Origin of the sequence: Mesorhizobium sp. B2-5-3, from assembly GCF_006441005.1 — a bacterium.
Taxonomy (GTDB): Bacteria; Pseudomonadota; Alphaproteobacteria; order Rhizobiales; family Rhizobiaceae; genus Mesorhizobium.
The window spans coordinates 1-22428 of sequence record NZ_VFUS01000012.1; the positions used below are offsets into that span (position 1 = coordinate 1).

General features: G+C 62.8%; 16 protein-coding genes, 1 tRNA gene and 1 pseudogene. 10 read left to right on the forward strand and 8 right to left on the reverse strand.

Features of this window, described 5'->3' with window-relative positions:
- Positions 1–27: 27 nt before the first annotated feature.
- Positions 28–1464, reverse strand: a complete 1437-nt coding sequence (locus tag FJ867_RS23535) for a glutamine synthetase family protein (protein ID WP_181168425.1) — start codon at positions 1462–1464, stop codon at positions 28–30.
- Between the two features lie 141 nt (positions 1465–1605).
- Here FJ867_RS23535 and FJ867_RS23540 point away from each other — a divergent pair, with 141 nt between their 5' ends.
- Positions 1606–2316, forward strand: coding sequence for an HAD family hydrolase (locus FJ867_RS23540; RefSeq protein ID WP_140561376.1), 711 nt, complete (start codon positions 1606–1608; stop codon positions 2314–2316).
- 16 nt (positions 2317–2332) lie between these two features.
- Here FJ867_RS23540 and FJ867_RS23545 read toward each other — a convergent pair whose 3' ends face one another.
- The 3 genes from FJ867_RS23545 to aceA form a co-directional block, all read right to left on the reverse strand.
- Positions 2333–2776: a response regulator gene (locus tag FJ867_RS23545; protein WP_140525262.1), complete on the reverse strand. Its 444-nt coding sequence runs from the start codon at positions 2774–2776 to the stop codon at positions 2333–2335.
- 239 nt (positions 2777–3015) lie between these two features.
- Positions 3016–3258: a hypothetical protein gene (locus tag FJ867_RS23550; protein ID WP_140498529.1), complete on the reverse strand. Its 243-nt coding sequence runs from the start codon at positions 3256–3258 to the stop codon at positions 3016–3018.
- Between the two features lie 52 nt (positions 3259–3310).
- On the reverse strand, positions 3311–4600 hold the full coding sequence (gene aceA, locus FJ867_RS23555; protein WP_140818750.1) for an isocitrate lyase: 1290 nt from the start codon (positions 4598–4600) through the stop codon (positions 3311–3313).
- A gap of 234 nt (positions 4601–4834) precedes the next feature.
- On the opposite strand from aceA, the gene FJ867_RS23560 reads away from it, so the two are divergent.
- The 6 genes from FJ867_RS23560 (at position 4835) to FJ867_RS23585 (ending at position 11823) form a co-directional block, all read left to right on the forward strand.
- Positions 4835–6280, forward strand: a complete 1446-nt coding sequence (locus FJ867_RS23560; RefSeq protein ID WP_140561374.1) for an XRE family transcriptional regulator — start codon at positions 4835–4837, stop codon at positions 6278–6280.
- Between the two features lie 140 nt (positions 6281–6420).
- On the forward strand, positions 6421–7374 hold the full coding sequence (locus tag FJ867_RS23565) for a DMT family transporter (protein ID WP_140818752.1): 954 nt from the start codon (positions 6421–6423) through the stop codon (positions 7372–7374).
- Positions 7375–7712: 338 nt separating this feature from the next.
- On the forward strand, positions 7713–8810 hold the full coding sequence (locus tag FJ867_RS23570; protein ID WP_140561373.1) for a polyamine ABC transporter substrate-binding protein: 1098 nt from the start codon (positions 7713–7715) through the stop codon (positions 8808–8810).
- An 80-nt stretch (positions 8811–8890) separates the two neighbouring features.
- Positions 8891–10033, forward strand: coding sequence for an ABC transporter ATP-binding protein (locus tag FJ867_RS23575; RefSeq protein WP_140498524.1), 1143 nt, complete (start codon positions 8891–8893; stop codon positions 10031–10033).
- A gap of 9 nt (positions 10034–10042) precedes the next feature.
- Positions 10043–11008 (forward strand): ABC transporter permease subunit, encoded by a 966-nt coding sequence (locus FJ867_RS23580; RefSeq protein WP_140498523.1) that lies wholly within the window; start codon positions 10043–10045, stop codon positions 11006–11008.
- Entirely contained in the window at positions 11005–11823 is an 819-nt protein-coding gene (locus FJ867_RS23585; RefSeq protein WP_140513402.1) for an ABC transporter permease subunit, read from the forward strand. Before FJ867_RS23580 ends, FJ867_RS23585 begins: the two co-directional genes overlap by 4 nt.
- 147 nt (positions 11824–11970) lie before the next feature.
- On the opposite strand, the gene FJ867_RS23590 is transcribed toward FJ867_RS23585, so the two are convergent.
- Entirely contained in the window at positions 11971–13824 is a 1854-nt protein-coding gene (locus FJ867_RS23590; protein WP_140498521.1) for an AsmA family protein, read from the reverse strand.
- A 239-nt stretch (positions 13825–14063) separates the two neighbouring features.
- On the opposite strand from FJ867_RS23590, the gene FJ867_RS23595 reads away from it, so the two are divergent.
- The gene (locus FJ867_RS23595) at positions 14064–16034 is read left to right on the forward strand and encodes an acetoacetate--CoA ligase (protein WP_140818754.1); all 1971 of its coding nucleotides are present in this window, start codon (positions 14064–14066) and stop codon (positions 16032–16034) included.
- Positions 16035–16305: 271 nt separating this feature from the next.
- Here the strand turns inward: FJ867_RS23595 and FJ867_RS23600 are convergent, their stop codons facing one another.
- The gene (locus FJ867_RS23600; RefSeq protein ID WP_140818756.1) at positions 16306–20094 is read right to left on the reverse strand and encodes a histidine kinase dimerization/phospho-acceptor domain-containing protein; all 3789 of its coding nucleotides are present in this window, start codon (positions 20092–20094) and stop codon (positions 16306–16308) included.
- Positions 20095–20345: 251 nt separating this feature from the next.
- Here FJ867_RS23600 and FJ867_RS23605 point away from each other — a divergent pair, with 251 nt between their 5' ends.
- On the forward strand, positions 20346–20804 hold the full coding sequence (locus tag FJ867_RS23605; RefSeq protein WP_140498518.1) for a phasin: 459 nt from the start codon (positions 20346–20348) through the stop codon (positions 20802–20804).
- 338 nt (positions 20805–21142) lie between these two features.
- Positions 21143–21219 (forward strand) — tRNA-His (locus FJ867_RS23610).
- A 90-nt stretch (positions 21220–21309) separates the two neighbouring features.
- Here FJ867_RS23610 and FJ867_RS29405 read toward each other — a convergent pair.
- Both FJ867_RS29405 and FJ867_RS23620 read right to left on the reverse strand, forming a co-directional pair.
- A pseudogene (locus FJ867_RS29405) lies at positions 21310–21480 on the reverse strand (MBL fold metallo-hydrolase); the annotation flags it as partial.
- Between the two features lie 63 nt (positions 21481–21543).
- The gene (locus FJ867_RS23620) at positions 21544–22188 is read right to left on the reverse strand and encodes a redoxin domain-containing protein (protein WP_140818758.1); all 645 of its coding nucleotides are present in this window, start codon (positions 22186–22188) and stop codon (positions 21544–21546) included.
- Between the last annotated feature and the right edge of the window lie 240 nt (positions 22189–22428).

The following is a 22428-nucleotide window of genomic DNA, read 5'->3' on the forward strand; positions in this document are numbered from 1 at the left end:
CCCCTACTCCCCTACTCCCCTACTCCCCTACACATTCAGCAACAAATACTCCCTCTCCCAAGGACTGATCACTTCCATGAACGTCTCGAATTCCGCCCGCTTGATCGCCGCATAGGTCGCGGCGAAGGACTTGCCCAAAAGCGCGCAGAGTTCCTCGTCGCCCTCGAACAGGTCGACGGCTTCGAGCAGGCTGCGCGGCAGGTCGATCTCGTCGGCATTGGCGGTGGTCAGCACCGGAGGTTCGGCCTTGATCTTGTTGGTGATGCCGATCAGCCCGCAGGCGAGCGAAGCGGCCATTGCCAGATAGGGATTGGCGTCGGAGGAGGGGATGCGGTTTTCGACGCGGCGCGCCGCCGGATCCGAGCGCGGCACGCGGAATGCCGTTGTGCGATTATCGTAGCCCCATTTGTTGTTGACCGGAGCCGAGGCGGACTGCGTCAGCCGGCGGTAGGAATTGACGTAGGGCGCAAACATGACCAGCGCGTTCGGCACATGCTTCTGCATGCCCCCGATGAAATGGAAGAAGTCCTCGGTTTCCGAGCCGTCCTCGGCCGAGAAGATGTTCTTGCCCGTCTTCTTGTCGATGATCGACTGATGGATGTGCATGGCGGAGCCCGGCTGACCCTGGATCGGCTTGGCCATGAAGGTGGCGTAGATTTCGTGTTTCAGCGCCGCCTCGCGAATAGTGCGCTTGAACATGAACACCTGGTCGGCGAGTTCGACGGGATCGCCGTGGCGCAAATTGATCTCGAGCTGGCCGGCGCCCTCTTCATGGATGAGCGTGTCGATCTCCAGGCCCTGGCTTTCGGAAAAATGATAGATGTCGTCGATCAGCTCGTCGAACTCGTTGACGCCGGCGATCGAATAACCGGCGCCGCCGCCGATCGCCCGCCCCGAACGGCCGACGGGCGGCGTCAGCGGGTAATCCGGATCCGGGTTTTTGCGCACCAGATAGAATTCGATCTCGGGCGCCACCACCGGTTTCAGCCCGCGCCTGTCATAGGCGGCCAGAACACGCTTCAAGACGTTGCGCGGCGTGAATTCCACCGAACGGCCGTCCTGGTGGACGAGGTCGCAGATGACGGCCGCCGTCGGGTCTTCCTCCCAAGGCACCACCGTCAGCGTCGACAGGTCCGGCATGAGCTTGAGGTCGCCGTCGTCCTCCGGATAATGGAAGCCGTTGCCGTCTTCGGGATAGCCGCCTGAGATGGTGGTCATGAATACGGCTGAAGGCAGCGCCAGCGAGGTGTTGGAGGTGAATTTCTTTGACGGCATCATCTTGCCGCGGGCAACGCCGGCCTGGTCAGGTGTAATGCATTCGATGTCTTCGATGCCGCGCCATTCCAGCCATTCGCTGACTTCCTTCCAGTTCTTCACACCACGCAGGTTTTTCACGAAGGCAGGCGTGCGGGCGCGCCCTCCGCGGCTCGACGGACGGACTTCCTTTTTTGCAGGCGGCATCATTCACCAGATTGGGTTGCGGATTTAGGAGTATAGCTGTGCCCGGCGACCGAAGGGAAGGGGAGCAGCCGGCATTGGCCGTTGCGGTTGAAAATCGCGGCTGCGCGATTAGGTTCAGCCTCGTTCACATACGAGAAGGCGTCGATGCAGAAGACCGGCGAACTGACCACCATAGGCTTCGATGCCGACGATACGCTGTGGCAGAACGAACAGTTCTTCCGCATAACCGAGAAGCGCTTTGCCGCCATGCTTGCCGATCACGGCGAAGAGGAACATATCTCGGCACGGCTGCTGGAGGCGGAGAGACGCAATCTTGCCGTCTACGGTTTCGGCATCAAGGGCTTCACGCTGTCGATGATCGAGACGGCGATCGAGGTCACGCAAGCCCGCGTCCCGGCTTCGGTCATATCGGAGATCCTCGGCGCCGGCCGCGAGATGCTGAGCCACCCGATCGAGGTCTTGCCGCATGCGCGCGAGACCGTGGAACGGCTCGCCGGCGCCTATCGCCTCGTGCTGATCACCAAGGGTGATTTGTTCGACCAGGAACGCAAGCTGGCCGGGTCCGGCCTCGGCGATCTGTTCGACGCGATCGAGATCGTCAGCGACAAGAACGCGGCTACTTATGCGCGCGTTTTCAGTCGCCATGGCGACGGCCCGGCCAGGAGCATGATGGTCGGCAATTCGCTGAAGTCCGATGTGGTGCCGGCCATCGAGGCCGGCGGCTGGGGCGTTCATGTGCCGCATGAATTGACCTGGGTGCTTGAACATGTCGAAGCGCCCATTGCCGAACCGCGCTTCCGGCAGATCTCCGATCTCGGACAACTACCCGAACTGATCGAAAGCCTCGCCGGATAGGGCTTGCTTGCCGCTCTCAGCGGTTGACCAGCCGATCAATCACCGGCTGCAATCGCTCGGGCGTAATCGGTTTGGCCACCACCGCGTCGACGACGTTTGAAAGGCCAAGGCTCTCCGGCGTGCCGTTCTTGGTTGAAAGCAGTACCACCGGAGGGAGCGATTTACCCGAAGCCCGCCGCAACATCTCGATGCCGGGCATCAGAGTGTCGCAGTCCCTGTTATCGGCGCCGCCGTCCAGGACAATCACGGCCAGGGCCAGCAAGCGCAAGGTCTTCGCCGCCATGTCGGGTGATTCCGAGATCGGCTTGAGCCCGGACCGCTCGACGATCTTGGAAATCACCACCCGATTGATCGGCGACTTGCCGACAACGAGCACCTGCGAGGTCTGACGGATCGTCTCCGTGGCTGAATCCCGGCTCACCAGATTCGGATGTCTCGCGCTTTCGTCGTCACGCTTCACTGGGCACCCAAGTCAGCCAAGAAACTCGTCCCATTTCAATGCAGAGTTGAAATCAGGCGACAATTGGCGTGAGATCGCGGTCCCTGTCAAGCCGAAATAAAAAGCTGGGGAAAGCATTCCCACAGCAGTCAATCCAAGCAACAGTACTGTACTGCTCTGTCCATTCCTTGGTTGCATGAAAATAAAATTCACCTGCGCATACACGGCGCAGGTGAGAGGCGGGCCTGCGCGATCTTCGATCAGCCATGGCTTTGCTGCGTGACGATGACCGGGATCAACAGGTCCCCCCAATTGCCGTCGCCGCCATGGTGTCGTGCCGAGCGCACCAGCTCGACCGAGACGCCGGCTTCCACCGCCTTCATCACCGACTGGTTGAGCCGGTGCAGATCGTTGGCCAGCATGCGGATCGTCGCTTGCTGGTCGATGCTCATCGTGGTCGACTGCTCTTCGGCCCGTTCCTTGACGCGGCTTATCGATGCCATTGGTCTTCTCCTTGCTGTATGCCCTTGGGCGTTTGCCGAGATCCCTGGTTTGCTATTCCGCAGCCGGTTTGAACTGGGCGTGCTCGGTCGATTCATGCATGGCCGTGGTCGATGACCGTCCGCCGGTGATCGCCATCGACACGGCATCGAAATAGCCGGTGCCGACCTCGCGCTGGTGCTTGGTCGCGGTGTAGCCGTTGGCCTCCGCCGCGAACTCGGCTTCCTGCAACTCGGAATAGGCTGCCATCTGCCGCTCCTTGTAGCCGCGGGCGAGTTCGAACATGCCGTAATTGAGCTGGTGGAAACCGGCCAGCGTGATGAACTGGAACTTGTAGCCCATGGCGCCGAGCTCTTTCTGGAACCTGGCGATCGTGGCGTCGTCGAGGTTCTTCTTCCAGTTGAACGAAGGCGAGCAATTATAGGCCAGCAGCTTGCCGGGGTGATGCCTGTGCACGCCCTCGGCAAATCTCCTCGCCTGCGCCAGGTCGGGCTTCGAGGTTTCGCACCAGATCAGGTCGGCGTGGGGAGCGTAGGCGACGGCGCGCGCGATGCAGGGCTCGATACCGTTCCTCACCTGGTAGAAGCCTTCCACCGTGCGGCCGGCGTCGTAGTCGACGAAGGGCTGGTCGCGCTCGTCGATGTCGGAGGTGAGCAGCTTTGCCGCTTCCGCGTCCGTGCGCGCCACGACCAGGGTGGGCGTGCCCATCACGTCGGCTGCCAGGCGTGCGGCATTGAGGTTGCGGATGTGGGCCGCGGTAGGGATCAGCACCTTGCCGCCGAGATGGCCGCACTTCTTTTCCGACGCCAATTGATCCTCGTAATGGACGCCGGCGGCACCTGCCTCGATGAACGCCTTCATGATCTCGAAAGCGTTGAGCGGCCCACCGAAGCCGGCTTCGGCATCGGCGACAACAGGCGCGAACCAGGTATCGACCGAAAGCCCCTTGCCTTCGGAGGTCTCGATCTGGTCGGCGCGCTGCAAGGTGCGGTTGATGCGCTTGACGAGTTCGGGCGCCGCATTGGCCGGGTAGAGCGACTGGTCCGGATACATGGCCGAGGCGGTGTTGGCGTCGGCGGCGACCTGCCAGCCAGACAGGTAGATCGCCTTCAGCCCGGCGCGCACCTGCTGCATGGCCTGGTTGCCGGACATGGCGCCGAGCGCGTTGACGAAGTCCTCCTCGTGGATGAGCTTCCACAGCCGGTTGGCGCCCATTTCCGCCAGGCTCTGGCGGATCTGCACCGAGCCGCGCAGTCGCGTCACATCCTCCGGCGAATAGGGGCGTTCGATGCCATCGAAGCGGCCCTTGGGGGCCGAGGGGACGAGGTTGTAAAAATCAGTCATGCTCTACTCCGGAGGATTGTTTCTTTGCGGCTCCACGGCATTCCTCGCCGCGTTCGAATGTGACTGAATTTACAGTGCGAGGCGAAAAGAACCATGGAAATCGAAGAATCAGGCCATCAATAAGGGAAAATCTGTATTGTGTTTGACAGATGGGCGAGGTAAATTTGTAATTATTGTAAAAATCGCATGGAAGCGTAGCAGCGACGGCAATGTAAATTCCTGTTAAGGAGCCCTATGGCCGACCAGAAGATATTTGCCGGGCCGCGTATCCGCCGCATCCGCAACGCCAAGGGCCTGACCCAGACGGCAATGGCCGAAGGCCTCGGCATCTCGCCATCCTATCTCAACCTGATCGAGCGCAACCAGCGGCCGCTGACGGTGCAGTTGATCCTGAAGCTGGCGTCCGTCTACAAGGTCGATCCGCATGAGCTGCAGGGCGAAGCGGGCGGCTCTGTCGCGGCCTTGAGGGAAGTGTTTGCCGATCCGCTGCTAGCTGGCGAATTGCCGGGAGACCAGGAACTGATCGAGCTTGCCGAAGCCGCGCCCAATGCCTCCGCGGCCGTGATAAAACTGTTCCGTGCCTATCGCGAACAGGCCGAGCGCCTGTCCGATCTCAACGAGCTTCTTGCGCGCGAGGGGCGGGCGACGGCGCTTTCTAGCGCCCGCCTGCCGATCGACGAGGTGCATGAGATTTTCGAGCGTCGGCCGAACCATTTTGCGCATATCGAGGAAGAGGCGGAAGCATTCACTTCGGTGCTCGATCCCGGCGATGATTTGTCTGCTGCGCTGAAGGGCTGGCTGAAGCGCGAATACGGCATCGTCGTCAAGGTGCTGCCGGTCGCCACCATGCCGAACTGGCGCCGCCGCTACGATCGCCATTCGCAGCGCCTGTTCCTGTCCGAGCGCCTGTCGCCGTTCGACCAGTTACGCGAAACGGCGATGGAGGCATGCCTGATCCGCATGACCGTCGCGATAGCCGGCGAGATCCAGGCGTTGAAACTGTCCACAGATGAGGCCCGCCGCCTCGCCCGGTTCGAACTCGGGCGCTACGCGGCGCATGCGCTGATGATGCCTTACCAGGCTTTCCACGCGGCGGCCGTTCGTGCCCGCTACGATATCGACGTGCTGCGCTCGCGCTTCGGCGTTTCCTTCGAGCAGGCGGCCAACCGGCTGACCACGCTGCAGCGGCAAGGCGCCTCGGCCGTGCCGTTCTTCATGCTGGAGATCGACAATGCCGGCAATCGCTTCCGCAAAGCCGGCAGCCTGGGCTTTCCGCAAAGCCGCTTCGGTGGCGCTTGTCCCAAGCTTCCCGTGCACGTCGCCTTCAGCCAGCCCGGCCAGATTTTCGTGGAAGCGGTGGAAATGCCCGACGGCGCCGAGTTCCTCTGCATCGCCCGCACGCTGGAGGGGCCGCAAGGCGCGTTCTCCGAGCGGCCGCGCCGTACTGCGCTGCTGCTGGGGTGCGACATCGGCTTTCGCGACGACATCGTCTACGGTGCGGCACTTCCCGGCCCGACGGCCGGAAAAGGCGGAGCTGGCGCGGTAGCGGCGACGCCGGTCGGGCCCGCCTGCCGGCTTTGCGAGCGCGTCGGCTGCCTGACGCGCGCCGAGCCGCCGGTGACGCGCCCGCTTGGCCTCGACGAGATGGTGACAGGCCTGAGCGCCTTCGATTTCCAGTGACGCTTCGCAAGGCGGACTTGCCACAATCGCCGCCGGTCTCTGGATCACGCCGGACCCGCGCCTTTGCGTTACGCGAATAAGGTACGTTTTTGTCGTCCCCTGCGCATTGTGCCGTTCTCAAAACCTCGACAGTCGTACCCATGACCGACACAGCATCATCGCCGATCGCTCGTTCATCGACCGTCCCGCAGCGGGAGGAGCGCATCGGCTTCCTGCTCGTGTTCCTGTCGGCATTGATGTGGAGTTTCGGCGGCACGATCGCCCGCTTCATCACCGCCGGCGACAGCTGGACGGTGGTGTTCTGGCGTTCCGTGTGGGCGGCCGCCTTCCTGCTCTGCTTCATGGTCTGGCGTGACGGCTGGCGCGGCATGCTGAGCTCGTTTCGCGGCATGGGCCTGCCTGGCCTTGCCGTGGGCTTCTGCTTCGCCACCGCGTCGACCTCTTTTGTCGTGGCGCTTGCCTACACCACCGTCGCCAACATCCTGTTGATGCAGGCCGGCGTGCCGCTGCTTGCGGCGCTGTTTGCCTGGGCGCTCTTTCGCGAAAGAGTGGCGGTCGCGACCTGGCTGGCGATTGCCGCCGTCATCGCCGGTGTCGCCATCATGGTGTCGGAATCGCTCGATGGCGCCGTTTCGCCCATGGGCGACGGGCTGGCGCTGCTGATCGCCGTCATGTTCTCGATCGCCACGGTCATCACCCGGCGCTTCTCCAGCGTGCGCATGACGCCGGCGACCTGCCTCGGCACGATCCTGGCGGCGGGTTTTGCCGCCTCGCAGGCTTCGACCTTCGCCGTATCGGGCATCGACATGGGTTTTCTCTTCGTGTTCGGGGTGGTTAATCTGGGCCTTGGCCTCGCTTTCTTCGCCACCGGCGCGAGGCTGATCCCGGCCGCCGTCGCCGCGCTGTTGGGTACGTTCGAGCCGATCCTCGGGCCGATATGGGTGTGGCTGATCCACTCCGAGGTGCCGTCGGGCCGCACCATCGTCGGCGGCGCGGTGGTGGTCACGGCGCTGCTCGTCCATATCGGACTGGAGTTCAAGCGACAGACGCGGCCGGTACGGGCAGGGGTCACCGGCGTGCCGTCGCCGAATTGATGCGGCGCCCTAGCTTTGCCATTGACAAGTTCGCTGCCGCGCGGGCAGGCTGGGACCACGGCAACAACAAGACAGGCTTATCTTGCCAAGTCTCCCCGGCGACCCGATCGAGACCGGATCACATCCCAGTATTTCTGCCTGCGCGGCGGCGAAAGCTTCTGACGATGCGGCGACTCCTTCCAGCCCAGGACAGTGGCGCGCGAGCATCGCTTGCGACAGCCGGCGGCGCGGCAATTGGCGCTTGTCGCCTCCTGGAAAGCTCAATAGTCTGAAGCAAATGCCCGGCCGCGCGGATACCGCGACGCGCCGGCGATGGAACACTCACAAAGGAGAATAGCATGATCCGCAAAGCGCTCTGGCTTTCGGCGACTTCGGCATTTCTGGCGCTCTTTACGCTCGGCGGCCACGCCGAGGACCGCGTCGTCAATGTCTTCAACTGGTCGGACTATATCGACCCCTCGGTCATCGACGATTTCACCAAGCAGACCGGCATCAAGGTGGTCTACGACACGTTCGATTCCAATGAGATCCTGGAAACCAAATTGCTTGCCGGCGGCAGCGGCTACGACGTCGTCGTCCCGAGCGGCAATTTCCTTGCCCGCCAGATCCAGGCCGGCGTGTTCCAGAAGCTCGACAAGTCGAAACTGCCGAACCTCTCCAACATGTGGGACACGGTTTCGCAACGGACCGCGAAATACGATCCGGGCAACGAATATTCAATCAATTACATGTGGGGCACGGTCGGCCTCGGCTACAACATCAAGAAAGTGCAGGCAGCGCTCGGCACCGACAAGATCGACAGCTGGGACGTGTTCTTCAATCCGGAAAAGCTGGCCAAGCTGAAGGATTGCGGCGTCTATGTCCTGGATTCGCCGACCGACATCTTCCCGACCGCCTTCAAATATCTCGGCATCAATCCTGAGACCACGTCGCCGGACGATTTTGCCAAGGCCGAGGAATTGATGATGAAGATCAGGCCCTACATCAGGAAGTTCCATTCCTCCGAATACATCAACGCTCTGGCCAATGGCGATATCTGCCTGGCGGTTGGCTGGTCGGGCGACGTGTTCCAGGCGCGCAACCGCGCCGAGGAGGCCAAGCAGGGCGTCGAGATCGGCTACGCCGTGCCGAAGGAAGGCGCCGAAATGTGGTTCGACCAGATGGCTATCCCTGCCGATGCGCCGCATGTCGCCGAGGCGCATGAGTTCCTGAACTATATGATGAAGCCGGAGGTGATCGCCAAATCGTCGAACGCCGTGCTCTATGCCAACGGCAACAAGGCTTCCCAGCAATTCGTCGACAAGGCGCTTCTGGAGGATCCCGCTGTCTACCCGGACGCCGCGACCTTGCAGAAGCTCTTTACGATCTCGCCCTACGATCCCAAGACCCAGCGCGTCATCACGCGCACCTGGACCAAAATCGTCACCGGTCAGTAGTCAGTCCGAGGAGGCCCGGCAGTCACCCTGCCGGGTCTCCTTCTTTTCGATGGGGCAAAGCAGCAGGACGGAGTGGGCACATGAAATCGCTTGGCAGCATCCGCAGGGATTTCGCGCCTTGGAACGATCCGAACGCCAAGCCATACATCCAGTTCGACAATGTCTCCAAGAAGTTCGGCGACTTCACCGCCGTCAACAACCTCTCGCTGACCATATTCGAGCGTGAGTTCTTCGCCCTACTCGGCGCCTCCGGTTGCGGAAAATCGACGCTGCTCAGGATGCTCGCCGGCTTCGAGGAGCCGACGGCCGGCCGCATCCTGCTCGACGGCCAGGATCTGCGCGGCATCCCGCCTTATCGCCGGCCGGTCAACATGATGTTCCAGTCCTATGCCCTGTTTCCGCATATGACTGTGGAGAACAACATCGCCTTCGGCCTCAAGCAGGAAGGGATGGCCAAGCCAGACGTCGAAAGGCGCGTCGCCGAGATGCTCAAGCTGGTCAAGCTCGAGCAGTTCGCCAAGCGCAAGCCGCACCAGCTCTCCGGCGGCCAGCGCCAACGTGTCGCGCTCGCCCGTTCGGTCGCCAAGCGGCCGAAGGTGCTGCTGCTCGACGAGCCGCTCGGCGCGCTCGACAAGAAGCTGCGCGAGGAGACGCAGTTCGAACTGATGGACCTTCAGCAGGAACTCGGCCTCACCTTCGTCGTTGTCACCCACGACCAGGAAGAGGCCATGACCATGGCCGACCGTATCGCCATCATGGACAAGGGCGAGGTCATGCAGGTCGCGACGCCGGCGGAAGTCTACGAGGCCCCGGCGTCGCGCTTCGTCGCGCATTTCGTCGGCAACGTGAACATGTTCGAGGGCAAGGTTGCCGAACGGACGGACAAGACGGCGCGCATCACCGGAGCGACCGGCGCCCAGATCCTCGTCGAGAATGCCGGCAATGCCGCCGCCGCGGGCGCCGATATCGTCTTCGCGATCAGGCCGGAGAAGATCAAGGTGTCGTCCAAGAAGCCGGCCGATGGCGTCAATGCGCTGGAGGGCGAGGTTTACGACATCGCCTATCTCGGCGACATGACCGTCTATCACGTCCGGCTGGACGACGGGCAACTCGTGCGGGCAAGCGCCTTGAACGCGGCGCGCATCACCGAGGACCCGCTGACCTGGAACGACCGCGCCTGGGTCTCTTTTCGGCCGGATGCCGGCGTCGTACTGACGCGGTAGGGGGCTGACATGTCCGACATCGCCGCCACCGACGCCGCCCTACCGGCCGCGGCAAAACCGTTGCTGGCGCGGCTGGGCGCCGGCTTCGTCAACCGTCTCGTCATCTTCATTCCCTATCTCTGGCTGCTGTTCTTCTTCCTCGTCCCCTTCATCATCGTCTTCAAGATCTCGTTGTCGCAGACGGCGATCGCCATGCCGCCCTATACGCCGGTGCTTGATTTCAGCGATGGCGTCTCCGGCTTCTTCGCGGGCTTTCGCGATCTCAACTTCGACAACTATGCCTGGCTGACGCAGGACGCGCTCTACTTCAACGCCTATGTCACCAGCTTGATCATCGCGGCGATCTCGACCGTGCTGACGCTGATCGTCGGCTATCCCATAGCCTACGGCATGGCCCGCGCGCCGGCGACGATCCGCCCGACCTTGCTGATGCTGGTCATCCTGCCGTTCTGGACCTCGTTCCTGATCCGGGTCTATGCCTGGATCGGCATCCTGAAGCCCGAGGGGCTGCTCAATCAGTTGCTTCTGTCGCTGCATCTGATCAACCAGCCGCTGGTCATCCTCAACACCTATACGGCGATTTTCATCGGCATCGTCTACTCCTACCTGCCGTTCATGGTGCTGCCGCTCTATTCGTCGCTGGAAAAAATGGATTATTCGCTGATCGAGGCGGCCAAGGACCTTGGTTGTCCGCCGACCAGTGCATTCTGGAAGATCACGTTCCCGCTGTCATTGCCCGGCGTCATCGCCGGCTGCCTGCTGGTGTTCATTCCGGCGGTCGGCGAATTCGTTATTCCCGATCTGCTTGGCGGTTCGCAGACGCTGATGATCGGCAAGACGTTGTGGAACGAGTTCTTCGCCAATCGCGACTGGCCGGTCTCTTCAGCCGTTGCGGTCATCCTGCTGCTGTTGCTGACGGTCCCGATCATGATCTTCCAGCAGGCCCAGGCGAAGGCGCAGGAGCAGGACAAATGAACAGCAGCTGGAGCCGCTTCAACATCACCTCGATCGTGCTCGGTTTCGCCTTCCTCTATCTGCCGATCGTGCTGCTCATCGTGTTCTCCTTCAACGAATCCAAGCTGGTCACCGTCTGGGGCGGCTTTTCGACCAAATGGTACGTGTCGCTGTTCCACAATCAGGGCCTCATGGACGCCACCTGGGTGACGGCGCGCGTCGGCGTCATTTCGGCTACGGCGGCGACCGTGCTCGGCACGTTGGCGGCGCTGACGCTGACACGCTACACGCGTTTCCGGGGCAGGGTGCTGTTCTCCGGCATGGTGTTCGCGCCTTTGGTCATGCCCGAAGTCATCACCGGCCTGTCGCTGTTGCTGCTCTTCGTCGCTGTCGGCCTCGACCGGGGCTTCCTCACCGTCACACTCGCACACACCACCTTGACGATGTGCTTCGTCGCCGTCGTCGTGCAGTCGCGCCTTGTGTCTTTCGACCGCTCGCTCGAGGAGGCGGCGATGGATCTCGGCGCGCCGCCGGTCAAGACATTCTTCCAGATCACGCTGCCCGTCATCCTGCCCGCGATCGTGTCGGGGTGGATGCTTGCCTTCACGCTCTCGCTCGATGACCTGGTCATCGCCAGCTTCACCTCGGGGCCGGGTGCGACCACGCTGCCGATGAAGATCTACAGCCAGGTTCGTCTCGGCGTGACGCCGGAGATCAACGCCGCCTGCACCATTCTGATCGCGGTCGTCGCGGTCGGCGTCATCGTCGCTTCGCTTGCCAATAAGCGTCGCGAGGTCCAGCGCCAGCGCGACGAGCAGGCCGCCCAACGCGGCTGAGCATGATCCCGAAAAGTGGGCACCGGTTTTCGGGCGAGATCATGCCCGAATAGGCTGAGCATGATCCCGAAAAGTGGGCACCGGTTTTCGCGGACAAACGGTTCCGTTTGTCGAGATCATGCTTGAACAACGAGGCCGAAAGGCTGCTTATTCGCCCGACACGCCGCGGTTGATCGGCGAAATGAACGGCGTGCTCCATGTCCCCCCAACGAAGAAGGACGATTGCTTGGGGCCTTGCTGGCCGTTTGCCTGCGTGGCGACCTGGTCCGGCTGGATGACACCGCCTGACAGCGCCAGCCCCCGTCCGGCATAGGAGGCGATGCCGGAAAGCCAGATCTTGTACTTCGCCGAATTGGCTTCGGCCTTGTCCAGCCTCGCCACGCCTTTCGAGATGGTGGCCTTCAGTTCGGCGCCATCGATCGGCAGTGTCCCGTCCGAGACGTCGTCAAGTGCGAAGAAGCCGCCCTGTTCGGTATGCTTGAGAAAGGCCGGCAGGTTGAACTTGCTGAGCGCGCCTGGCCCGAAGGTCGCCGAAACCGAGCCGTCGGCGGTTTCAAAGATCGAGTCCCAGGTCCTGCCGGGCCCTTTGAGGATGACGGACACGGTCCCCGTGCCGACCGGCACCAGCCGCGTCATCCCGGCCGCCGTGCCGAAAGCGCCGCCATCGATATCGGAAGCCAGCAGCCGGATCTCGACCTGGCTGCCCTCGGGCTTGCGGTCGAAGCGAAGGCTGCTCTGTATGTTGCCGCCAAAGGCCGAGGCATCGGAAATGTCGAAAACGGACAGGCCATCCTTGACCTGCGCCGTGGCGGCGACGTCGGCAAGCTGGATGGAGCCGGCCGTGGCGTGCGCCGCCGACAGCCTGAGGTCGAGATTGACCCGGTCGGCGAAATTCGTGTCGACTTCGCTCGGACCTGCCCCGCTTGCCGGCCCGAGCGGCGTGAAGGCGGACAGGAACGACCTCAGATCGAGCGTGTCGAAGGCGAGCGTGCCGGAGATCACCGGCTGTGCGTCGCCAAGCGACAGGTCCAGCGCACCCATGCCTGGGTTATTGTCGAGGGAGAGTGCGGTGTTCTCGAATTTGACGCGCCCGGCCGTCGCGGTCACCTTGCTCGAGATGCTGACGGAGCCGATCGCGGCGCCCGGCGCGATATCGGCCTGCGACCATTCAAGCACACGCCGCAGCGAGGGCGCTGAAAACTTGGCCTGGCCGTCGAAATAGGCGTTTTCGGACATGCTGGCCGTGCCGTCGAAGGAGAAGGTGGCGGGCGCCGCCTTGAACGACAGGGTGAGCGGCGCCATGCCGCCGGCAAACAACACCAGCGGCTTCGGCGATGCGGCATCCACGGCGACGCTTTCGCCGCGCCAGATGCCGGTCGCCGAGAGCGTCGCATTGCTGTTCATCGCCGCCCATGTCGCCTGGCCGCTCAGGCTACTCAGCACCTCTTCGTCCTTGCCGTTGACGGACGCCACCATGCGGCCGTCCCTGAACTCCACCGTGCCGAAAGTGTCGGCCGGTAGCTTGTCAAGATCGGGTTTGGCGGGGTCCGCACCGACCACGCCGCGCGCCACGTCGATGGCGCGTGCGATGCGGCCGCCGGTCGGAGCGGTGGGCAGGAACAGGCCGCTCGCCGTGCGCTGGACCCTGATCGTCGGCCGCACCAGCCGCGCCGTGGAAAACACCACGTCGCCGCGCAGCGCCGCCATGGCCGAGAGGTCGACCTCGACCCGTTCGGCCTCGACGACCGGCGGTGCGTCGACGTCGGTCCACTTCGAAAGCGTCACATCCGTCAGGATCGCCCGGAAGTTCGGCCAGACCTCGATGCGCGGCGAGCCTTCGATGGCAACCCGGAAACCGCTCCAGGCACTCAATTCCCAGGCGATACGATCGCGCACGATACGCGTCGAAGCGATCAGCGGCAGGGCGGCGACCACCAGCGCGATGACGATCACGGCAGCGCCGATCGCCCATGTTCCGCGTCGGATCAAAGATGATGGCATATCGCCCCGTATGCTTTCGTTCCGACAAAAATCGTCCGGCGGGTGTAAACCCGGTCGTCACCACGACTTCCAGTCGTCACTACGACTTCTAGTCGTCACTACGACTTAGGGTCGAGGCATTTCAAGTCTTTATGGCCCGGCGATGGCATTTGCGCACATCTGGACGCCTCGGCCGAACAAAATCTTGCTCTGCTGCGGCGCAATATGCATAAGCGGTGGCGATCCTGGGAGGACCCATCATGGCTGCCGAAGTACCACTCTGGACCCCGACGCAGGACCAGATTGACGCTGCGCCGCTGACCGCCTTCATGAAGGCCGCCGCTGCAAAAAGCGGCATATCCGTGACTTCCTATGCCGACCTTCACCGTTGGTCGGTGGCGGACCGCGAAGCGTTCTGGAGCCTGGTCTGGGATTTTTGCGGCATCGTCGGCGACAAGGGCAGCGCCGAAAGTGAGCGTGTGCTCGTCGCTGGCGAGAAGATGCCGGGAGCGGCCTTCTTTCCCGACGCGATGGTGAATTTCGCCGAGAACCTCCTGAAGAAGACCGGAGCAGGAGAGGCGATCGTGTTTCGCGGCGAGGACAAGGTCGAGCGCCGGCTGTCCTGGAACGAATTGCATGCGCTCACCTCGTGCTTCCAGCAGCTCTTCCTGTCGCTCAAGGTCAAGAAGGGCGATCGTATCGCTGCGATGATGCCCAACATGCCGGAAACGGTCGCCGCCATGCTCGCGACCGCCTCTATCGGCGCGGTGTGGTCGTCCTGCTCACCGGATTTCGGCGAGCAGGGCGTTCTCGACCGGTTCGGGCAGATCGAACCCGTCGTCTTCATCGTCCCCGATGGTTACTGGTACAACGGCAAGGCGATCGAGGTCGCCGACAAGATCGCCGCGGTGGCCGCAAAGCTGGGCACTGTCCGCAAGGTGGTGGTCGTTGACTATCTCGGCACCTCGGCCGATGTCGCTGATACGATCGAAAAGGCCGTGGCGATGGAAGAGGCGCTGTCGCCCTTCGCGGTCAGGCAGGTCACCTTCGAGCGGCTGCCGTTCGCGCATCCGCTCTACATCCTGTTCTCGTCCGGAACGACCGGTATTCCCAAATGCATCGTCCATTCGGCCGGCGGAACGCTGATCCAGCACCTCAAGGAACATCGCCTGCACGCAGGCCTGCTCGACGGCGACCGCTTCTTCTACTTCACCACCTGCGGCTGGATGATGTGGAACTGGCTGGTGTCGGGCCTCGCTTCGGGCGCGACGCTGCTGCTCTATGACGGCTCGCCCTTCTACCCCAACGGCAATGCGCTGTTCGACTTCGCCGACGCCGAGAAGATGACCTTCTTCGGCACCTCGGCGAAATTCATCGATTCGGTACGCAAGGCCGGCCTCAAGCCGATCCAAAGCCATGATCTGTCAACCGTGCGCGCCATCTCCTCGACGGGCTCGCCGCTGTCGCCCGAGGATTTCCGCTTCGTCTACGACGGGATCAAGAAGAACGTGCATCTGGCATCGGTCTCCGGCGGCACCGACATCGTTTCCTGCTTCGTCCTCGGCGTCCCGACTGAACCGGTATGGACCGGCGAGATCCAGGGACCAGGCCTCGGCCTTGCTGTCGACGTCTGGGACGACGACGGCAAGCCGGTCAGGCAGGAGAAAGGCGAACTGGTCTGCACCAAGGCGTTCCCGGCAATGCCGATCGGCTTCTGGAACGACCCCGAGGGCAAGAAATACCGGGCTGCCTATTTCGAGCGTTTCGACAATGTCTGGTGCCATGGCGACTTCGCCGAGTGGACCGCTCATGGCGGCATGATCATCCATGGCCGCTCCGACGCGACGCTCAATCCGGGTGGTGTGCGCATTGGTACGGCGGAGATCTACAATCAGGTCGAGCAGATGCCGGAAATCCTGGAGGCGCTCTGTATCGGCCAGGATTTCGACAATGACGTGCGCGTGGTGCTGTTCGTGCGGCTGGCCGCCGGCGTTCAGCTCGACGAGGATCTGGAGAAGCGCATCCGGGCGAAAATCCGCGCCGGCGCCAGCCCGCGCCACGTGCCGGCCAGGATCATCGCCGTGTCAGACATTCCTCGCACCAAATCGGGCAAGATCACCGAGCTTGCGGTGCGCGACGTCGTGCATGGCCGCGCCATCAAGAACAAAGAGGCGCTCGCCAATCCCGAGGCGCTCGAGCTGTTCAGAAACCTGCCGCAATTGGCCGAGTGACCGCCCGCCCGGCATGGTTAATCAAATCTGCCGCGCGAATTTACCTAGATTTCACGAGTGGTACACATTCGTAAATTTTTTCGGGACCTGGTAAGGACTTGTTAAGGCCCGGCGTCGATAGTCGCACGTAACTTGAGGGAGAAATCCCGTTCCTCAGCCCCCGGAGGATCTGAATTCGCTCAAGCCCCCGTTGTGACAGCAAATCCCATCTTTCAAGGCGTCCTGTTGGGCGCCTTTTCTTTTCCAGGCGGCTGGATGGACGGGAGCTTGCCTATTCCGCAAGCACGCGCGTCGACGGGAACGCGATCTCGACCAGGGTTCCTTCGCCGGGCGTCGAGGTGATGATAAAACGGGCGCGGTTCGCTTCAACCATCGCCTTGGTCAACGGCAGGCCGAGACCGGTGCCGTCGCCGCGCCCCCGTTTCAATGCATTGATCTGTTTGAACGGCTTCAACGCCTGCTCGATCTCGGCTTGGCTCATACCGATGCCGGTGTCGCGCACGCGCATGACGACATCGCCCGAGGTCTCATAGGCGGTCGAGACGATCACCTGGCCGCCGGCCTGGGTATAACGGATGGCGTTCGACAGGATGTTGAGGGCAATCTGGCGCACGCTGCGCAGGTCCGCCACCACTTCCGGCAGTCGCGACGCGAAGCTGGAGCGAATGATGACGCGCTCGCGGTTGGCCTGCGGCTGCATCATCGCCACCGTCTCGGCCAGTGTGTCGTTGAGCGACACCGCTTCATAGGCCATTTCCTGCTGGCCGGCCTCGATCTTGGAGATATCGAGAAGGTCGTTGACGAGATCGAGCACATGATTGCCCGATCGGTTGATATCGCGCAGGTAATCGCGGTAGCGGTCATTGGCCACCGGCCCGAATTTCTCGTCCACCATCAGTTCGGAAAAGCCGATGATGGCATTGAGCGGCGTGCGGATCTCGTGGCTGATGCGGGCGAGGAAATCCGTCTTCTGCGAGGAGGCGCGCTCGGCCACCGCACGCGCCTGGGTCAGGTCCTCCTCGGCCCTCTTCCACTGCGTGATGTCGCGCACCACCGCGCAAAACCCGCTGTCGTTGGGCAGCCGGCCGATGGTCATGAACAGCGGAATGAAGCGGCCCTGCGCCTCGCGGCCGATGACTTCGCGGCCGTCGTTCAGGACGCTCGCCACGCCGGGCTCGGACAGGCCGTCGAGATAATCGCGCGCCGCGCGCTGGCTTTCGATGGCGAACAGCGAGGCGAACGGCTTGCCGGTCACGTCGTCGCTATCGAAGCCGAACAGCGCCTCGGCTGGACGGCTTATGGAACGGATCGCGCCGTCACGGCCGATCAGCACGACGCCGTCGGTGGCGGTATCGATGATGGTGCGCATCTCGGCGATGCGCGCCTTGAGCTCGGAAATATCGGGCTGCGTCTGCTCGTCGCCGGCCGCATGCAGTGCCGCCGGTGCCTCATCCTCGCCCGAACGGCGCACCACCAGCATCAGCGCCTTGCCGTCGCGCCACGGCACCGAGCGCAGGATAGCCTCGATTGGAAATTCCTGCCGGCCATGCGTCTTCAGCCGCAACGCCCGGTCGGCGCCCTCGGCGGCGCCATCATGGCCATAGGGATCGGCAAACAGCGCGCCCAGCCCGCCGGCATCCGCCAGTTCATCGAGCGTCTCATAGCCTGTCAGGACGAGAAACTCCTCGTTGGCGTAATGAAGTTCATCCCCGGAATGGATGAGCAGCGGCACGGGCAGCTTGCTCAGGAGCGAGGTGTCGGGAGCCTTGCTCTCGTCTCCGACCGCAAAGGCCGACGGCACGAACCCTTCGAGCTTGAGCGGAGGCACTTTGAGGCGTGGCCGCTCGACCGGAGCCTCCACCGCGTCGCTTGTGCCGGCGGCCCCCTCGGCGGTCGCGGCCTGCTCATCGGACGCGGACGCTTCCTCGTCCCCGACCCAGTCCTCACTGTCCTCGGCATCGCGAAAATCGGCTGATGTCATGCTCTCGTCGTCGGCAATGTCATCGTTGGTGCCGGCGGCGGCCGGTTCGCCTGCCGCCGCGACGGGCTCTTCGCTCTCCCGTTCCGTCCGCGCCGCCGCCGGTTCGGAAGCCGGGGTCTCGTCATTGTTGTCGGCGATCGGCGCTGGTTCCTCGCTCCGCTCGGCATAGTCGAGCAGCGAACCCGTCACTCCGGCTACCGTGTCGGCGGGCTCCTCATCAGCCGTTTTGTCCGGCCGTTCGCCATCAAGCCGGGCGAGATCCTCTGCATCCTCGGCATCGACATCGGTTTCGGACGGCTCAGCCGGTGCGGCTTCGCCCTTTGGCGCAAGGTTTTTGCGGGCGTCCGCTGGTTTCTCGGACGGCCCCGCCGGCGTTGCCGCCTCCGGTTGCCCGGCATCGTCCGGACCCGGTCTTTCGGCCTCCGGCTCGGCCGGGCTGCTTTCCTTCTTCAGCCGCTCGCCGATCTCGCGGAAGGCGCTGCGTTCCAGGGTCGACAGACCCTTGTCGTTAGCCGGCTGGCGATGTTCGGCCAGACGGATCACCTTGTCGGCAAAGCGGCGTTCAGGCTTCGGCACGATGGTCAGCGCCGGCACCTCGCCCCGGAACGGGTCCGATGGCTTCAACTCCTCGGTCTTCGGTTCCTCGGGTGCGGGTTCGACCGGTTCCGACGCCGGGGGTGCCTCGCTGTTGGGCACCAGCGCCATGCCGATCGCTTCAGGATCGACAACGGCGTCGCCGGCGCGGGCGACGCCGAAACCGCGGAAGCCCTCGAAGGCACGGCTGCGGCCATAGACCGGCAGGGCCGCCAGGTCGACCGGGATCTTCAGGTCCGTGCCGACGACCGGCCACAGCACGGAACGGCCGGACCAGGTGTCGCGCCGCTCCAGGAGACCGGCGATCTCGCCGGACGCATCCAGCCCGAAGGCCGCCGCGACGTCCCTGAAGCGCCGGCCGATGACATCCGCTGCCGGCTTGCCGACGACGTCGGCGAATTCCGGCGACAGCGCGCTGAACCTGCCCTCGGCGTCGGTTCGCCAGACGAAACGCAGCGGCGCCGCCGTGCGGTCCACGGTCCTGGCGGCCGGGGCTGCCGGAACAACTGGAGCCTGGGCATCGTGCTTCGCGTCCTCGGCTGGACCTTCGGCGGCAGCCGGCGAAGGTGCAGCTTCGGCGTCCGGCGCGGCTGGGCCGCGCGCATGCCTCCCGTCCTCGCCGGCATTGAAATACCAATGGTCGTGCTGTGCCGGCGTGCCGCTTGTCGCCGGTTGTCCGGGTTCTGCCGCCTCCGCCTCCTGCACGGCCGCTTTGGCAGCGGCTTGTGCCTCCGGTTCCGAGATGTCCTTGGCGACGCCCTGTGAGCGGTCAGATCCTTCGGAACGCTCGGCCGCTGGAATTCCCTCCGCCAGCGCACCGTCGTCGAGTCTGTTTTCGTCGATCACCACCAGCAAATGCCGCTCAGGCGTCAGTCGGGCGAGGCCCGCCGGATAGGATGTGCCGCCGCCCGGGACCAGGCGCTTGACGATGCGGTCGCTCTCATTCGCGACGTCGGCCACCAGCGCGGCCAGCGTCGCGGGCTCGATGCCGAGCTGCGAAAAGCTCTCCGATGCCGCTTCGACATTGCCGCTGGCGTCGATGAAGGCGATGAAATGACCATCTTCCGTGAAGCCGCTGATGGCCCTGCCGGCGATTTCGGCCGCACTGCGCGAGCCGGTCTGGGCCGCCGGCACCGCCAGCATGATGGCGTTCTCGCCGTCGGGCAGCGCCACAGCACTTGCAAGGAAACCGATGGCGCGGCTGGACATGCCGGTCGCCAGCCTGACCGTGATGGTGCGGTCGCTGCCGATGTCGGGAAATCCACTGGTTGCCATGATCTGGCGGCGGGCGATCAGCGGCAGCCGTGCCTCGGCGCCGATGATGCTTTCGATGTCGGGATAGCCGAACACCGCGGCACCCGGTCCATTGGCCCAGATCACCTGCTCCAGATTCGCCGACAGGATCGCGATCGCGTCGCCGGCGGCGAAGCGCTGGCGGACCGCGTCGAGCACGGCGACGTCAAGAAAGGAATATTCGGACGGCATGCGCTGGCGAAATCCTCATGCAGCGGGCATTTTTGCAGTTAACGCTTTGTTAATAAAAGCCGGCGGCGCGAAGGTCCACAAGCCAGAACGTGCATAGGCCTGAATTTCGGCTCTTGGTTAACGGCCGAGACGGGAATCTATGGTGCAGTGCAACAAAGATATTGCAATGCACAAAAATTGCCTTTATATTGCCATCATACATGAACGAGACGGCTTTCCGTCAAAGCCGCTACCGCTGAAAAGGATGGAAAATGTCCAGGACCAAGACTGCCGAGACCATCGAAAACGTTGAATTCCCGAGCTTTGACGCTTCCAAGGCCACCGACCAGATCCGCGCTTTCGCCGAGAAGGGCGTTGAGCAGTCGAAGGAGGCTTACGCCAAGCTCAAGACTGGCGCCGAGGAGACCCAGAAGGCCCTGGAATCCACATACGAGTCCGCCAAGACCGTTTCCAGCGACCTGTCGCTCAAGACCGTTGCCGCACTGCGCGCCAATGCCGAAGCGGGCTTTTCGCATCTCGAGGCGCTGATCGGCGCCAAATCGCTGTCGGAAGTCGTGGAGCTGCAGACCGCGTTCCTGCGCAAGCGCGTCGAAATGACCGTCGAGCAAGCCAAGGAGTTCCAGACCGTCGCCTCCAAGGCGGCCGAGGATGTCTCCAAGCCGATCAAGACCGTTTTCGAGAAGGCGATGAAGGACATCAAGGCCGCCTAATATTTGCGCATGATCAGAAGATGTAACAAAAGGTCGCATTTTCTTCGAAATGATCGTGTGTATGATGGCAGCCATCAACGAATACCCGGTCGGCGGAACCTCCTCCCTCCGCCTCCGGGGTGACCAGCCAGCACCTCCTCCCGCTGGCTCGTAACAGGAAAAGGCCGGCACCTCCTCCCGCCGGCCTTTTTCTTGTCCGCAGATCCGCTTCCATGTGGGCAAGTGACCTTTGCTTTGCAAAAGCCTTGAATTAAAATCCATAAGCCCGTAAGGACGCATCGCCGAACGACAGAGCACTCGAGGGGACTACGTTCCGCCGATCCCGCTCAGGCAAACGTGCCGTTGTAGCTCAGCTGGTTAGAGCGCCGGATTGTGGATCCGGAGGTCGCTGGTTCGATCCCAGCCAACGGTACCATCGGCTTTCCTCTAAACAACTGGTTTGCTCAATAAAATTTTGACCGTGGACTTCCGGGCTTGCTCTGTAAAGCGACAGCCTGCTCAGGCTGTCGAAACCGCCGAAGTGATCCATGTGCATATGCGTCACGAAGACGTGCGAGATTCGCAGGATTTCGCGCAGCGAAAGCGTCGAAAGCTCTCCGAGATAGAAAAGGATGGCCCTGTTGCGGAAGCGGAAATCCAGTAGCAGGCCCGGATCGGAAAAAGGTTCGTTTACCAAGCGCGGCTGGACAAAAAGCGTGACCGGGAGAAGACCGCCGCGAGCGATGCTGGCTTCCTCCGTTCAGCTTCTCTTTGCCCGACCGGCATATTGGTCGACCGCGCCGGCCATCTGGAGCATGAGTGTGTCCATGGAGATGGAATTCCCGCCACAGGGGTAGAAGTCGGATTTATCGCCTTTCTTCCATTTCTCCCGCAGCTCGGGTTCGGTGATGTCCCAGTCGCGATAGGTCCTTTGCGCCAGTTCGCGCAGTTCTGCGTGCAATTCGGCGGTGGAGGGGCGGCCCCAGTAATAGTAACCGTTGTAGACCTTGAAGACTTCGAGGTCCCGCCCGAGCACGATCGTGTGCGGGATCATCACGTCGTGCGTGGTGTCGGTGTATTCCTTGATGTCCAGGTCCTTCTGCACGAGCCGTTCCTCGTCATAAAGAAAGGGCCAGGGCGCGGAGGTCTGCTGGCGGTAATTGTTGGTCGTATGCCAATCATCCGTGGTGATCGTGACGAGCTGTGTGTAGCCGACGACCAATTGCGAGTGAAACCGCACCAGTTCGAGCATTTGCTGCCGGTCTTTCGGACAGAAGAACCCACGCGTCAGCATCACGATCATCAGCTGGTCGCCCTGCAGGTCCGACAGCCGCCGTGGTGTCTTGGTGTGGTCGGGAAGAACGTAGTCGGGGAACTTCGCGCCAGCCACAATGTCTTGTCTCATTTTCAGTCGCTCCCATCGATCCGGTTCTGTAACTCCCGAACAAAAGACTCCCCCCCATGTTCCTTGATTCCAGGCAAGCCGATATGACGGCCGTCTGCCGTCGAACCGGCGACCCCATCGAGAGCGCATCCAAGTCGAGTTCGCCATCGACGATCGGCTTGCCGCCCTTTTCCAAACTCGAGCTTCGACCGGTTTTCGGTGCCTGCTTTTGAGTTCGTCAATCACTCCCTTGATCATCGC

What these genes read in the sequence shown, in the direction of transcription:
- FJ867_RS23535 (WP_181168425.1), bottom strand. Translation starts at nt 1,464, where the DNA reads ATGATGCCGCCTGCAAAAAAGGAAGTCCGTCCGTCGAGCCGCGGAGGG.
- FJ867_RS23540 (WP_140561376.1), top strand. Translation starts at nt 1,606, where the DNA reads ATGCAGAAGACCGGCGAACTGACCACCATAGGCTTCGATGCCGACGAT.
- FJ867_RS23550 (WP_140498529.1), bottom strand. Translation starts at nt 3,258, where the DNA reads ATGGCATCGATAAGCCGCGTCAAGGAACGGGCCGAAGAGCAGTCGACC.
- aceA (WP_140818750.1), bottom strand. Translation starts at nt 4,600, where the DNA reads ATGACTGATTTTTACAACCTCGTCCCCTCGGCCCCCAAGGGCCGCTTC.
- FJ867_RS23560 (WP_140561374.1), top strand. Translation starts at nt 4,835, where the DNA reads ATGGCCGACCAGAAGATATTTGCCGGGCCGCGTATCCGCCGCATCCGC.
- FJ867_RS23565 (WP_140818752.1), top strand. Translation starts at nt 6,421, where the DNA reads ATGACCGACACAGCATCATCGCCGATCGCTCGTTCATCGACCGTCCCG.
- FJ867_RS23570 (WP_140561373.1), top strand. Translation starts at nt 7,713, where the DNA reads ATGATCCGCAAAGCGCTCTGGCTTTCGGCGACTTCGGCATTTCTGGCG.
- FJ867_RS23575 (WP_140498524.1), top strand. Translation starts at nt 8,891, where the DNA reads ATGAAATCGCTTGGCAGCATCCGCAGGGATTTCGCGCCTTGGAACGAT.
- FJ867_RS23580 (WP_140498523.1), top strand. Translation starts at nt 10,043, where the DNA reads ATGTCCGACATCGCCGCCACCGACGCCGCCCTACCGGCCGCGGCAAAA.
- FJ867_RS23585 (WP_140513402.1), top strand. Translation starts at nt 11,005, where the DNA reads ATGAACAGCAGCTGGAGCCGCTTCAACATCACCTCGATCGTGCTCGGT.
- FJ867_RS23590 (WP_140498521.1), bottom strand. Translation starts at nt 13,824, where the DNA reads ATGCCATCATCTTTGATCCGACGCGGAACATGGGCGATCGGCGCTGCC.
- FJ867_RS23595 (WP_140818754.1), top strand. Translation starts at nt 14,064, where the DNA reads ATGGCTGCCGAAGTACCACTCTGGACCCCGACGCAGGACCAGATTGAC.
- FJ867_RS23600 (WP_140818756.1), bottom strand. Translation starts at nt 20,094, where the DNA reads ATGCCGTCCGAATATTCCTTTCTTGACGTCGCCGTGCTCGACGCGGTC.
- FJ867_RS23605 (WP_140498518.1), top strand. Translation starts at nt 20,346, where the DNA reads ATGTCCAGGACCAAGACTGCCGAGACCATCGAAAACGTTGAATTCCCG.
- FJ867_RS23620 (WP_140818758.1), bottom strand. Translation starts at nt 22,188, where the DNA reads ATGAGACAAGACATTGTGGCTGGCGCGAAGTTCCCCGACTACGTTCTT.